Source organism: Rhodanobacter sp. ANJX3 (genome assembly GCF_014200755.1).
Taxonomy (GTDB): domain Bacteria; phylum Pseudomonadota; class Gammaproteobacteria; order Xanthomonadales; family Rhodanobacteraceae; genus Rhodanobacter.
The window spans coordinates 38,674-52,554 of sequence record NZ_JACHCM010000007.1; the positions used below are offsets into that span (position 1 = coordinate 38,674).

At 61.6% G+C, this 13,881-nt stretch carries 12 protein-coding genes; all 12 read left to right on the top strand.

What is annotated here, in order from left to right; all coding sequences use genetic code 11:
* The first annotated feature begins 83 nt into the window (after nucleotides 1-83).
* The 12 genes from HDE76_RS17425 to HDE76_RS17480 all read left to right on the top strand — a co-directional run bounded on the left by HDE76_RS17425 (nucleotide 84) and on the right by HDE76_RS17480 (nucleotide 13,810).
* Nucleotides 84-1,052, top strand: a complete 969-nt coding sequence (locus tag HDE76_RS17425) for an aldo/keto reductase (RefSeq protein WP_184509401.1) — start codon at nucleotides 84-86, stop codon at nucleotides 1,050-1,052.
* Between the two features lie 105 nt (nucleotides 1,053-1,157).
* Nucleotides 1,158-1,388, top strand: coding sequence for a hemin uptake protein HemP (locus tag HDE76_RS17430; protein ID WP_179477514.1), 231 nt, complete (start codon nucleotides 1,158-1,160; stop codon nucleotides 1,386-1,388).
* 137 nt (nucleotides 1,389-1,525) lie between these two features.
* Complete coding sequence (locus HDE76_RS17435) at nucleotides 1,526-2,101, top strand: hypothetical protein (protein WP_184509404.1); 576 nt, start codon at nucleotides 1,526-1,528, stop codon at nucleotides 2,099-2,101.
* A 289-nt stretch (nucleotides 2,102-2,390) separates the two neighbouring features.
* Nucleotides 2,391-3,662 carry an efflux RND transporter periplasmic adaptor subunit gene (locus tag HDE76_RS17440; protein ID WP_184509406.1) on the top strand — a complete coding sequence of 424 codons (1,272 nt, stop codon included), beginning with the start codon at nucleotides 2,391-2,393 and terminating at the stop codon, nucleotides 3,660-3,662.
* 193 nt (nucleotides 3,663-3,855) lie between these two features.
* The gene (locus HDE76_RS17445) at nucleotides 3,856-4,581 is read left to right on the top strand and encodes an ABC transporter ATP-binding protein (RefSeq protein ID WP_179477511.1); all 726 of its coding nucleotides are present in this window, start codon (nucleotides 3,856-3,858) and stop codon (nucleotides 4,579-4,581) included.
* 54 nt (nucleotides 4,582-4,635) lie between these two features.
* Nucleotides 4,636-5,985, top strand: a complete 1,350-nt coding sequence (locus HDE76_RS17450) for a TolC family outer membrane protein (RefSeq protein ID WP_184509408.1) — start codon at nucleotides 4,636-4,638, stop codon at nucleotides 5,983-5,985.
* 63 nt (nucleotides 5,986-6,048) lie between these two features.
* Nucleotides 6,049-7,353 (top strand): ABC transporter permease, encoded by a 1,305-nt coding sequence (locus HDE76_RS17455; RefSeq protein ID WP_184509410.1) that lies wholly within the window; start codon nucleotides 6,049-6,051, stop codon nucleotides 7,351-7,353.
* A complete protein-coding gene (locus HDE76_RS17460; RefSeq protein ID WP_179477589.1) occupies nucleotides 7,353-8,603 on the top strand; it encodes an FtsX-like permease family protein in 1,251 nt (416 codons plus the stop codon). The genes HDE76_RS17455 and HDE76_RS17460 overlap by 1 nt, the downstream gene beginning before the upstream one ends.
* A 14-nt stretch (nucleotides 8,604-8,617) precedes the next feature.
* Nucleotides 8,618-9,928 carry an ABC transporter permease gene (locus HDE76_RS17465; protein ID WP_184509412.1) on the top strand — a complete coding sequence of 437 codons (1,311 nt, stop codon included), beginning with the start codon at nucleotides 8,618-8,620 and terminating at the stop codon, nucleotides 9,926-9,928.
* Between the two features lie 12 nt (nucleotides 9,929-9,940).
* On the top strand, nucleotides 9,941-11,173 hold the full coding sequence (locus tag HDE76_RS17470; RefSeq protein ID WP_179477507.1) for an FtsX-like permease family protein: 1,233 nt from the start codon (nucleotides 9,941-9,943) through the stop codon (nucleotides 11,171-11,173).
* Between the two features lie 63 nt (nucleotides 11,174-11,236).
* The gene (locus HDE76_RS17475; RefSeq protein ID WP_184509414.1) at nucleotides 11,237-12,553 is read left to right on the top strand and encodes an ABC transporter permease; all 1,317 of its coding nucleotides are present in this window, start codon (nucleotides 11,237-11,239) and stop codon (nucleotides 12,551-12,553) included.
* 12 nt (nucleotides 12,554-12,565) lie between these two features.
* Complete coding sequence (locus HDE76_RS17480) at nucleotides 12,566-13,810, top strand: ABC transporter permease (protein ID WP_184509416.1); 1,245 nt, start codon at nucleotides 12,566-12,568, stop codon at nucleotides 13,808-13,810.
* Nucleotides 13,811-13,881: the final 71 nt, after the last annotated feature.

The following is a 13,881-nucleotide window of genomic DNA, read 5'->3' on the forward strand; positions in this document are numbered from 1 at the left end:
GCGGTAAACCGCCGCATGGGTTGGACGTGGCAGCGGCATTGTTGTCATGCTCGGTGTCTCTGCCACCCGAACTGGACGACTCCATGCAATACCGCCGCCTCGGCTCCACCGGCCTGCAACTTTCCGCGCTGTCGTTCGGTGCATGGGTCACGTTCGGTAAGCAGGTGGGGCGGTCGCAGGCGCGCGAACTGCTGGCGCTGGCGCACGATCGCGGCGTCAATTTTTTCGACAATGCCGAGACGTACAACAAAGGTGTGGCCGAGGAGTTGATGGGCGACGTGCTGGCCGATCTGCGCTTTGCGCGCGACAGCTATTGCGTGTCGAGCAAGGTGTTTTTCGGCGCGGTAGACGACCCGCTGCCGACCCAGCGCGGGCTGTCGCGCAAGCATGTGATGGACGCCTGTCATCAGGCGCTGCAGCGGCTGCGCGTGGATTATCTGGATCTGTATTTTTGTCATCGGCCCGATCCGGATACGCCGGTCGCGGAAACCGTGGCGGCGATGGATACGCTGATTCGCCAGGGCAAGGTGCTTTACTGGGGTACCAGCGAGTGGCCGGCCGAAGCGATTCACGAGGCGCATCGCATCGCGCGCGAGCATCATTTCTATGCCCCGGTGGTCGAGCAGCCCGAGTACAACTTGCTGCATCGCGAACGCGTCGAAACGGAGTACGCGCCGCTGTACGAGGCTTACGGCATGGGCACCACGATTTGGTCGCCGCTGTCGTCCGGCCTGCTGTCGGGCAAGTACAACGACGGTGTGCCGGCCGATTCGCGCATCAATCAACCGGGCTACGAGTGGCTGCGCCATAGCGTGCTGGGCAAGGGCAGCGAACGCGTCGACAAGGTGCGTGCGTTGAAGCCGATCGCCGATGAGCTCGGCGTGGGTCTGGCGCCGCTGGCGATCGCCTGGTGCCTGCTCAACCCCCATGTCTCCACGGTGATGCTGGGCGCCAGCAAGACCGAACAGCTGGAGCAGAATCTCGGCGCGCTCGATGTGCTGCCGAAGATCGACAAGGCGATGCAGGAGCGGATAGAAAAGGCCGTCGCCTGAATCAGCGCGCGATAGTCAGGGTGAATCGCACCGATAGACGGCAGTTGACACTCAAATGAGAATCATTATCATCAAAGTCGTCACTGACCTTCTGCGGAGCGTGCCATGTCGATTTCCACCCTGTCCCAGTCTCATCCCGTCGCCCACGTCGTTACGGCCAGCCCGCGATCGCTGCAGCTGGTGAACACCCGGCCAGCCGTGGCGGATAACGCGGCGATTCCCCGCATCTCCAGCCAGATGCTGCTGGACGGCGGACGCGAGCTGGTGATCCAGCATCAGGGCGGGGAATATCACCTGCGTCTGACGCGCAACGACAAACTGATCCTCACCAAGTAATTCGCTTCGACTGTCGCGAGCGGCGTCGCCGCACGCCTCAGCATCCCAAGGCCCTTGCCAGATCGCCCGCCGCCCGCGGACTCCAGCCGGCCATCAGCGCATGCCTGTCACGGTATGCCATCACCGCTGGAGGTGATATGTACGGCTGGCTCGATACCTTCTTTTGCAGCCCGCGCGCGTGGTTTGTCGAACCTGGCGAGCGGTCGTTGCACGTCACCGCGTCGGCGCTCGCGCGGTGGCTGCCGCTGCTTGGCAGCGTGGTCTACGTGCCGTCGCGCGCCGAGGTCGATGCGTCGGCGCGATGGCCTGACGGCCTGCTCAGCGAAAGTCCGCTGCTGACGCCGCTGCTGCGCACGCACTATCTGCGCGTGCTGGGCATCGTCAGCGCCGACGGCCCACGCGAGTGGATCGAATGTCTCGACGCGTGCGGCGAGATTCTGGCCCAGCTGCATTTACTGCCCGATACCGACTATCTGGCCTGGGACAATCTGCCGGACGAAAGCCAGATGATCGCAAGCCGGCCCGAACATGGCAGGTCGCGTATGTTCCGCGGCGCCGCTGCGCATCTCATGCGCTTTCGCTGCCAGCCGCTTGCCAACATGCTTTGCCTTGGCGAAGCCTCGCCGCCGCGCATTTCGCCCCTGGGTCGCGTGGTGGCACAGGCCATTGCCGGCTCGCAGCCGCTGTTGGTGCAGGGCTTGCCGGTTTTGTAGTGAGGTAAGAGCGGGAACGGGGAACACGAGGGTTGCGTGTCGCGTGCACTCCCCCGTGATACCCAGGGTGAAAGCTGGGTCTCGCGAGTAAAGCCAGCTTGCCTGACACTTGATGTTCCCCGTTTCCTGCTCAGCATAAGTGTCCGGCGCGGCGTGGCCAGTGTCCGCGGACACTGTTTGTATCGACTGAAACGGCCGCGAATCGTTGTCTGGCCTCACTTTGCCTTTTGGCATGTGGATTGCAAAACCCTGCGTGGGACCGCCCGGTGCGCGGTCAGGGATGCATCACATGATTCGCGACACTTCCGCGCAAGATCGTATCGTCGAGGTCAAACCCAACCGCAAGCGTCGGCTGATGCTGATCGGTGGCGGTGTGGTCGTGCTGGGCCTGCTGGTATGGCTGGTGCCCGGCATTGGCCGCCTGTTTTCTGCGTCGTCATCGGTCAGCGCGTCGCGGTTGTCCTTCGCGACGGTCGAGCGCGGCCCGTTCGTCAACGACATCGCCGCCGAAGGCAAGGTCGTCGCGGCGGTCAGTCCCACGCTGTACGCCACCTACGGCGGCGCCGTCACTCTGCAGGTGCACGCCGGCGACACGGTGAAGAAAGACCAGGTGCTGGCCACCATCGACAGCCCCGAGCTGCGCAACAAGCTGGCGCAGGAGCAGTCCAAGGCCGATGCCATGCAGGTCGATTACCTGCAGTCGCAGGTGGACGCACGCACCAAGCGCAGCGATCTGCAGAAGGCGTTCGACAACGCCCAGATCGACGAAAAGAGCGCCGAAACCAATCTGGCGCGCGAGCAGAAAGCATTCGCTGCCGGTGCGGCCACCGGTGTCGAAGTCGATCAGTCCAAGGACGCGCTGGAAAAAGCGCGCATCGTGCTGGCGCATGCCAAGTCCGATCTGGGCATGAACAACGACAGCCTGAAATTCAACATCGAGTCGAAGAAACTCACCCACGACAACCAGATGCTGGTGGTGCAGGACCTGCAGCGCCAGGTCGACAACCTCAACGTCAAGTCGCCGGTAGATGGTCAGGTCGGCCAGCTGTTTATCGCCGAGCGCGCCACCGTGGCGAAGGACGCGCAACTGCTCAGCGTGATCGATCTCTCCGCCTTGCAGGTCGAGATGCAGGTGCCGGAAAGCTTCGCGCGCGATCTGGGCATCGGCATGGGCGGCGAGATCAGCGGCAACGGCAATGTCTGGAAGGGCTTGGTCAGCGCCATCTCGCCCGAAGTGGTAAACGGCGAAGTCGCCGCACGCCTGCGCTTCGACGGCCAGACGCCCAAGCAGCTGCGCCAGAACCAGCGCCTCTCGGTGCGCGTGCTGCTCGACAAGCGCGACAACGTGCTGACCGTGCAGCGCGGCTCGTTCGTCGACGAATCCGGCGGCAGCTACGCCTATGTCGTACGCGACGGCATCGCCACCAAAACCCCGATCCGCGTCGGCACCAGCAGCATCGACAAGGTCGAGATTCTGGGCGGCCTGAAAGAGGGCGACCGCATCGTGATCTCGGGCACCGACAACTTCAAGAACGCGGCGAAGGTTGCGATCAGTAGCTGATGAAGAGCGGGGAACGGTGACTGGGAAATGGGGAACATGCCGTTCAAGAGAAGTCCCGATCCAATCGCCTTAGCTGGCTTTTATTTCAAGCAACGTCAGAAGCAAAAGTAACTGCACCTCGCATGTTCCCCATTCCCTGATCCCCGTTCCCGTTGCACCAAAAAACCGAACACCACCATAAGGACGCAAAACCATGCTGAAGATGAGCCACCTGTCCAAGGTCTACCGCACCGAAGTGGTCGAGACCTACGCGCTGCGCGATTTCAATATCGACGTGAAAGAGGGCGAGTTCGTCGCCGTTACCGGTCCGTCCGGCTCGGGCAAAACCACGTTTCTGACCATCGCCGGCCTGCTGGAAACCTTTACCGGTGGTGAGTATCACCTCGACGGCATCGAGGTGAGCAATCTCAACGACAACGCCCGCTCGAAGATCCGCAACGAGAAGATCGGCTTCATTTTTCAGGCGTTCAACTTGATTCCCGATCTCAACGTGTTCGACAACATCGAAGTGCCGCTGCGCTATCGCGGCATGAAGGCTGCCGAACGCAAGCAGCGCATCATGGAATCGCTCGAGCGCGTCGGTCTTGCCTCGCGCGCCAAGCACTATCCGGCTGAACTCTCCGGCGGTCAGCAGCAGCGTGTGGCGATCGCTCGCGCATTGGCCGGCTCACCACGCCTGCTGCTCGCCGATGAACCGACCGGCAACCTCGATACACAGATGGCCCGCAGCGTGCTCGAACTGCTCGAGGACATCCACCGCGGCGGTGCCACCATCGTCATGGTCACCCACGACCCTGAGCTTGCCGCTCGCGCCCAGCGCAACGTGCATGTCATCGACGGCCAGGTGGTGGATCTGTCGGAAGACCCGCGTTTCCACAATGCCGTGACCGCAGCACAGGGCGGCGCACGTTCGGACTGATTCTGCCGGTTCGGTTCCAGCCGTCCATCCGTCCATCTTTCGAGAGAGTCATCCATGCGTCTGAAGTTGTTGCCCGTGCTGCTCTTGCTGACCATCGCGCCCTTGTCCGGTCACGGCGAGGATCTGATGGATGCTTATCGGCAGGCCATCGCCAACGATCCGGTACTCAGCACGGCCGACGCCACGCGTCTGGTCGTGGCCGAGGGCGTGCCGCAGGCGCGCTCGGCGCTGCTGCCACAGCTGTCTGCCGGGCTGAGTTTCGATCAAAGTCATGGCGGCACCGGAGGATCCAACATCGTCAACGGTGTCTCGTTACCCACCAGTGCGGTCGGTCATAGTCGTTATCGCGATCTCAATGGCTCGCTCAGCCAGGCCATCATCAATCTGCCGGATATCGCCACGCTGCACGCGGCGCATTCCACCAGCGACGCGCAGGAAGAGGTCTATCGCGCCGCGCTGCAAGACCTTTATGTGCGTGTTGCCAGCGCCTACTTCAACGTGCTGATCGCGCAGGATCAGGTGGACGTCTACAAAGCCTACGAGGACGGTTTCAAACAAGAGTTCGATCAGGCCAATGAACGCCTGAAGGTGGGCCTGGAAAATTCGGCGAACTCGACTCAGGCGCAAGCCTTTTACCTTTCCATCAAGTCGGAACGGATCGCCGCGCAGGATACCTTGAAGGACGCATTGCATGGGCTTGAGCAGATTACCGGCCAGCCAACCGGGACACTGAAAAAGCTGCGCGAGGATATTCCCCTGCAGGCACCCACGCCCAACGACGCCAAGGCCTGGGTCGATGCCGCCATGCAAACCAATCCGGCCATTCTTTCCGCGCGCTATACGGTCAGTGCCGACGAACACAAGATTTCGGCGGCACGCGCCGGGCACCTGCCGACGTTGAGTGCCAACGTCTACCGCGACAAATTCGGCAGCTGGGCCAGCGCCACGCCCATGGCAGGCAATTCCCGGTACGGGCCAACCACCACGACGGTTGGGCTCACGCTCACGGTACCGATTTTCAGCGGTGGGCTCACGCAGTCGCAGGTGCGCCAGGCGATCCACCAGCGCGATGCGGACGAGGGCAATCTGGAGACTCAGCGCCGACAGGCCGCGCGCGATGCCAACAACTATTTCAATCTGGTGGTGGACGGCATCGATCAGGTCGAAACCACCCGCACCGCCGTGCAGGTGGCGGAAAAGTCGCTGGGATCCATGCGCGCCGGCTATTCGATCGGCACCATGAGCCTGCCCAACGTGGTCAATGCGATTCAGATTCTTGCGCAGGCGCAGGGCCAATACACCGTGGAACGTCATCAGTTCATCCTCAACAAGCTGTCGTTGAAGCAGGCCGCCGGCACCATCGACATGCACGATCTCGAAGACATCAACCGGCTGCTGCAGTGAATGTCGCGCGATACCAGCCCATAAAGCCAAGAGCGTCAGCTCAAGCGATCGGAGGGCAGCGCGATGTTCGCGTACTACTTTGAACTCGGCCTGCGCAGCCTTCGACGTAGCCCAGTGCTCACGGGCTTGATGATCATCACGATCGCGTTCGGCGTAGCGGCGTCGATGACCATGTATTCGGTATTTCGCGCGGTTTCGAACAATCCGATCCCGCAGAAATCGTCGCAGCTGTACGCGGTGCAGATCGACAATTTCGGGCCCCGGAACAATCAGCACGGCGAGCCGCCGGACGAGCTGGACTATATCGACGCGATGGCGCTGTTGAAGGCGCACAAGGCATTGCGGCAGGCGGCGCTGTACCCGGTAAAACTTTCGGTGATATCGGACGATGCAAGCCAGTTGCCGATCAGGCCGGCGACCTATGCGGTCTCCAACAACGCTTTTGCGATGTTCGATATTCCGTTTTTGTATGGCGGCGGCTGGGGCGCGGCGGAGGACGACAATCGGGCATCGGTGGTGGTCATCGGTCGGGCGCTCAACGATCGGCTGTTCCACGGCGCGAACAGCGTCGGTCGTGAGATCAATTTGAGCGGGCACAACTACCGCATCGTTGGCGTCATGGACAGCTGGGATCCAAAACCGCTGTTCTTCGATCTGGCCAGCAACGGCGGCTTTGCCGATGCGATCGAGCTGTTTATTCCCATGAGCCGCGCCGTCGATTTGCAGCTCATTACCACGGGCAGCACAGACTGCGTCGATGAGAATTACGGTACCGGCTGGGATGCGTTTCTGCGCTCCGGCTGCAGCTGGGTCGTTTACTGGGCCGAACTGCCGAACAAGGCGGATGCCGATGCCTACCGCCAGTATTTGCATGATTATGCCGCCGAACAGCAGCGCGTAGGTCGGTATGCCTGGGCTCCCAACGTACGTCTGCGCGATGTGGCGCAATGGCTGGACTACGAGCACGTCGTACCGCCGGAAAGCAAGCTCTCGTTCTATCTGTCGCTCGGCTTTCTGGCCATTTGCCTGGTCAACACGGTTGGGCTGTTGCTGGCCAAATTCATGCGTCGCGCCGCGGAAATCGGCGTGCGCCGAGCGCTGGGCGCGTCGCGTCGAACGGTGTACGCGCAGTTTCTGATGGAGGGGGCGACGATTGGTCTGGCCGGCGGCGTGCTGGGCTTGCTGCTCACGGGAGTCGGGGTATGGAGCGTCGGTCTGATCTTCGATGCGCAAATTGCGCGTCTGGCCACGCTCGACGTTTCGCTGGTGGCGTTGACCTTGCTAGTCGCCGTGCTGGCGGCGCTGCTGGCGGCGTTCTATCCCACTTGGCGGGCCGCGCAGGTGGCAGCTGAAGTCCAACTGAGGTGATGCTCGTGCTGCAGATCAAGCCAGTTCTCGCTGCACTCAAACGACACAAGGCCGGTACCTTGCTGATCGGTTTGCAGATCGCTCTGACGCTGGCGATTGTCTGCAACGCGCTCTTCATTATCCAGCAGCGACTGACGCATCTCTCGCGAACCACGGGGATCGTCGAAAGCGATTTGCTGACCGTCGGCAGCGAATGGACCAGCGCCAGCGGAGCAGCGGTAGAGCCGCTCGTTCATGCGGATCTGCAGACGTTGCGCGAGCTGCCCGGTGTACAGGACGTCGGGGTGAGCTATGGCTATCCCCTGCGCGGCGGCGGCTGGAACTCCGGCGTAACGATCAAGCCCGACGCCAAGCAGCCCGTCGCCGTGACTTGGCGATTCTTTGCCGACGACCACGTGCTGACGGTATTGGGCGCAAAACTGATTGCCGGACGCAATTTTCGGGCGGATGAAATTCGCGCGATGGACTCGCACAACCTGGCGGCACCGGCGCAGCTGATCATCACCAAGGCGCTCGCCGAGAAGGTTTATCCGAATCAGTCGGCCCTGGGCAAGCCGCTCTACATCGGCGGCGCCACAGCGCCCAGCACGATTATCGGCATCATGGATCATCTCCAAGGGGGCTCGGCGAGCAGCTGGTCCGATGCCATATCAGACTATGTCGTGCTCGAGCCCAAACTGCTCACCGATAAATCGAATGCCTACCTGATTCGCACCCGGCCAGGCCAGCTGGGCGCCGTAGCCAACGTCGCGCGAGACACACTCTTCAAGGCCAATCGTCTGCGCATCATCCCCAACGGGGAAGGTGAGGGCGGTGGCGTGCGCAGCTTCGCCCAGGTGCGCGAGCAGGCTTACAAAAACGACCGTGGCATGGCGATCATCATGAGTGCGATCTGTGCCGTGCTGTTGATCATCACGGCCGCAGGAATCGTGGGACTCACCAGCTTCTGGGTCAGCCAACGGCGCAGGCAGATCGGCGTACGCCGTGCGCTGGGCGCTACGCGCCACGACATCCTCGGCTATTTCCTGACGGAAAACTTTTTGATCAGTCTCGCTGGCGTGCTGACGGGCATCGTGCTTGCGCTGGGCCTGAGCCTGTGGCTGGTCGCGCATTTCGAAACGCGGCGTCTCCCCCTGCCGTTCCTACTGATTGGCGTCGCACTGCTGCTGCTTCTTGGTCAGGCCGCGACGCTCGCACCCGCACTGCGCGCGTCGCGCGTGTCCCCCGTCGAAGCGACGCGTGCGGCATGACGGAGGCCTGCTAAATGTTCGCCTATTACTTTGAACTCGGCCTGCGCAGCCTGCGGCGCAATCCGGCGCTCACCGCGCTGATGGTGATGGCGATCGGTTTCGGCGTCGCGGCGTCAATGATTACTTTCTCGGTATTTCGCGCCGTGTCCGGCAATCCCATTCCGCAAAAGTCCGCGCAGTTGTTCACGCCGCAGTTAGACGGCTGGGGGCCACAGCAGAATCTGAAGGGCGAGCCGCCCGACGCGCTGAGCTATACCGATGCCATAGCGCTGATGCGCGCGCACGAGGCAAGCCGGCAGACCCTGTTGTATGCGGTGCATGTGTCGGTCATGCCAGGCGGTAGCCGCAGCTTGCCTGTCGGCGCGAACGGTTACGCCGTGTATGGCGACTTTTTTCCGATGTTCGAAGTGCCGTTTCGCTACGGCAGTGGCTGGAGTGCGGCCGATGACGACGGACGCGCCGCGGTTGTCGTGCTCAGCGAGGCGTTCAACCAGAAAATGTTTGGCGACACGGACAGCGTCGGCCGCGAGATCACGTTGAACGGACACGATTACCGGATTGTTGGTGTGGCAAGGCACTGGAATCCGCAGCCGCGCTTCTTTGCGGCTTTCGATAACGACAATTTCGACGAGTCTTCGGATTTCTATGTGCCGTTTACCCGTGCGCTGGACGTGCAGATCGATACCTACGGCAGAAACAGCTGCCGGGGAAATGTCGATTTTAAGACGCGGGACGCGTGGCTGCGTAGCAGCTGCGTCTGGGTAATGCCCTGGGTGGAGCTGGACAGCGCCGCGGATGCGTCGCGCTATAAGCAATTTCTCGAACGGTATGCCGCCGACCAGCAACGTGCCGGACGCTTCGGTTGGGCACCTAATGTGCGCCTGCGCGACGTGGTTCAGTGGCTCGAGTACCGGAAAGTGGTGCCGCCTGAAACGCGCATATCACTGTTGGTCGCACTCGGATTCTTTGTCATCTGCATGGTCAACACCATCGGCTTGCTGCTGGCCAAGTTCATGCGTCGCGCCGGGGAAATTGGCGTGCGTCGCGCGCTTGGCGCGGCGCGCAGCGAAATGTACAAACAATTTTTGATCGAAGCGGGAACCGTGGGACTGGCCGGCGGAGTGTTGGGGTTGGCGCTGACTGCTTTGGGAATGCTCGGCATCGGACACTTGTTCCAGCCGCAGATCGCGCGACTGGCGCATCTCGATGTTTCTCTCATGGCGATGACATTGCTCACGGCGATAGTCGCTACGGTGTTGGCGGCGCTTTATCCGACCTGGCGCGCGGCTCATGTGCAACCGGCCTGGCAGCTGAAATCGAACTGAGTGGCCGCCCATATGCAGATCAAACCCATCCTCTCCGCCATGCGCCAGCACAAGGCTGGTGTCATCTTGATTGCCTTGCAGATCGCGCTGACTCTGGCGATCGTCTGCAATGCGCTGTTCATCATCCAGCAGCGACTGGAACACCTTTCCGAGCCTTCCGGCATCGATGAAGCCAATGTGTTCGTGATCTCCAATCAGTGGGCGAGCCAGTCGACCGATCAGGAGACAGACGCAAAGATACAGGCCGACATGGCGGCATTGCGACGGTTGCCGAGCGTGCGTGACGCGTCACCGAGCGACTCGTATCCGTTGCGTGGCAGTGGTTGGGACGACTACATCATGTTGACGCCCGAGCAGACTGAAAAAACTACCGATGCGGATGTCTATCTGGGTGACGAACATCTGCTCGATGCGCTGGGCATAAAACTGATCGCGGGGCGAAATTTCCGCGTCGACGAAGTAGGCCGAATCGGCTCACGTCAAAACATGGCTTCTCCGGTTGTCATCGTCACCAAGGCGCTGGCTGACCGGCTGTATCCGGATGGCTCGGCATTGGGCAAGTCGTTCTACGAGATGAGTAAGACGCCAAGCACCATCATTGGCATTGTCGATCGCCTGCAAAACCAGAGTGTTGATACGTGGAAGACGGCATACGCCTACCAGTCGGTTTTGCGACCGCTGCGGCAGGATAACGCCGATGGCTTGTACTACATCGTGCGCGCTAAGCCCGGCCAGCTGGCCGACGCCATGCGCGAAGTGCCCAAGGCGCTGTATGCGCAGAATCGGATGCGCATCCTCGATCCTAAGGATGGCGAACTGAGCTTTGCAGAGGTGCGTAAACGTGCCTACGATACTGACCGCGGCATGGCGGTACTGATGGGCATCATCTGCGTGGTCTTGCTGGCCATCACCGCCGCAGGCATCGTGGGACTGACCAGCTTCTGGGTCGGCCAACGTCGCCGACAGATCGGCGTGCGGCGTGCGCTTGGCGCCACGCGTCGAGACATCCTCGACTATTTCCTCACTGAAAATTTTCTGATCAGTGTCGGCGGGTTGGCCGTCGGCCTAGTAATCGCCTTCGGCATCAATTTCTGGATGATCGCCCGGTTTGAAATGGCGCGTCTGTCGCTGAGCTATGTGCTGATCGGTGTGGTCGTGCTCCTTCTGCTCGGGCAGTTCGCCACGCTGGCGCCGGCGCTTCGCGCCTCTCGCGTGTCTCCAGTGGAGGCAACCCGTTCGGTATGAACATTTCCGCATTTCGCACTATCGACCTTGCAGGTCTGAAGGCATCGCATTCTGGAGTTACCCATGTTTAGTTATTACCTCGAGCTGGCGCTGCGCAGTCTGAAGCGCAGCCCCGGGCTCACTTTGTTGATGGTGCTGGCGATCGGCTTTGGCGTGTCGGCGTCGATGACGACGTATTCGGTGTTTCGGGCGGTATCGGGTGACCCCATTCCTTGGAAGTCGTCGCAGTTGTTTGTGCCCCAGATCGATATGTGGGGTCCCGATGGCCGTAGTGCGGACGGCGAACCGCCGAACGCGTTGGACTATGTCGATGCGGTGGCGCTGATGCGCGATCACCGGGCCAAGCTGCAGTCCGCCAGCTATCGCATCGCGCCGCCGGTGCAGGTGCCCGGTTCGCGTCGCCACCCGATCAGCGTTTCCGGGCACGCGGTGTACAGCGAGTTTTTCCCGATGCTGGATGTGCCCTTTCAGTACGGCAGCGGCTGGGCGGTGGACGCCGACACGAATCAGGCGGCCGTCGTGGTGATTAGCGGCAAACTCAACCAGGAAATGTTCGACGGCAAGAACAGCGTGGGCAAGACATTGGATATCCACGGCAAGGATTATCAGGTTGTCGGCGTGCTGGCCAAGTGGGATCCGCAGCCGCGTTTCTACGATGTAGTGGATACCGGGGGGTTCGATACCAATTCGGACGACGTGTTCATCCCCTTTACCCGTGCGATTGCCGTGAATCTAAGCAACGCGGGCAATACCTCGTGCAACAGCAATCCGGCCGAGCCGGGTTTCGTCGGCATGCAGCGGTCGACCTGCACATGGATCGAGTACATGGCCGAGCTGGATAGCGCGGCTGCCGTACAGAAGTACCGCGATTACTTGAATGGCTATGCGCTGGCGCAGAAAAACGCCGGTCGCTTCAACTGGTCGCCGAACAATCGGCTGCGTGACGTGCCGGCTTTCCTCGACAGCCAGCACGTGGTGCCTAGCGATACCAAGGTGTCGCTGATGGTGGCGCTAGGCCTGCTGATCGTCTGCCTGGTCAATACCGTGGGTTTGTTGCTGGCCAAGTTTCTTCGCCGCAGCAGCGAGATCGGCGTGCGCCGCGCGCTGGGTGCGCCGCAGGCGGCAATCTACGCGCAGTTTCTTACCGAGGCCGGCATCGTCGGCCTGGCCGGCGGTGTAGTGGGTTTGGTATTCACCGGGGTGGGCGTATTTAGCGTCGGCCTGGTGCTGCCCAAGGACATCGCTGCGCTGGCCCACGTCAACTTTTCTCTACTGCTGCTGACCCTGGTCATTGCGGTGGTTTCGGCGGTACTCGCCGGCCTGTACCCAACTTTCCGTGCATCGCGCGTGCAACCCGCGTGGCAGCTGAAAAGCAATTGAGGAATACGATATATGAACGCGCATCCGATCCTCGCTGCACTGCGCCGCCACAAGGCTGGCGTCATTCTTATCGCCCTGCAGATTGCGCTGACCCTGGCGATTGTTTGCAATGCGATCTTCATCATCGGCCAACGCATCGATCGGGTGAATCGCCCCACCGGCATCGACGAGGCAAATCTGTTTGTCGTCTCCCAGCAGTGGGTCGGTACGCCCGAGAGCGGCGCGCCGGGTGCGGTCGACACCATCGATTCACTGGTGCGCGCCGACCTCGATACCTTGCGCCGCTTGCCGGGTGTGGAGTCTGTAGCGCCGGTCAATTCGGTACCGCTGTTCGGCAGTTCGCATGTCAATGGCATCACGCTGACGCCCGACCAGAAAAACTCGACGCTTTCGGCGACAATTTACGAGGGTGACGACAAGCTGATGAGCACGCTCGGCGTGCAGCTCATCGCCGGGCGAGCGTTCACTGCGGCAGATGTGCTTCGCATGGACTTCCACGACGACACGTTGCCGCCATCGGTGATCGTGAGCCAGGCCGCGGCCGAAAAACTCTTTCCGAACCAGAGTGCCATCGGCAAAACGATCTACAGCGATAGCAAGCCCACCACGATCGTCGGTGAGGTCAAGCTGCTGGAGTCATCCATGGCGGAAAGCTTCGCCAAGGATTCGGACTACTACACGATTATCGAGCCCGTTCGTCAGGTAGGCGACAACTCGCGGTACGTGGTGAAGACCCGACCGGGCCAGCAGGCAGCCGCGATGGCGGCTACGCGTGATGCGCTTTTTGCTGCCAACCCGCAGCGGGTGATCGACTCGGAGCGGGGCATCCTCAGCTTTGCGCAGATACGTTACGCCGCCTATCGCGCCGACCGCGGCATGGCGATCCTGATGGCCGTGGTCTGCCTGATCATGCTCTGCGTGACGGCCGCAGGCATTGTTGGCCTGACCAGTTTCTGGGTCGGCCAGCGGCATCGTCAGATCGGCGTGCGTCGCGCGCTCGGTGCACGCAAGAGCGACATCCTGCACTACTTTCAGATCGAGAACCTGATGATCGCCGGCGGCGGCGTGGTCGTCGGCGTGGTGTTGGCCGTCGGGCTCAACCTCTGGCTGATGAGCCAGTACGAAATGCCGCGAATGCCGGTGATGTATGTATTGATCGGCATGGTTGCGCTGCTGGCACTCGGCCAGGCCGCGGTGTTCGTACCCGCACGTCGTGCCTCGCGCGTGTCGCCGATCGAAGCGACGAGGGCGGCATGATGAAGAGCGGGGATGAGGGGCGAGCCATGAAAGGCGACGGTGGCTACGCCACGTCGCGCGACCCGCGGCTA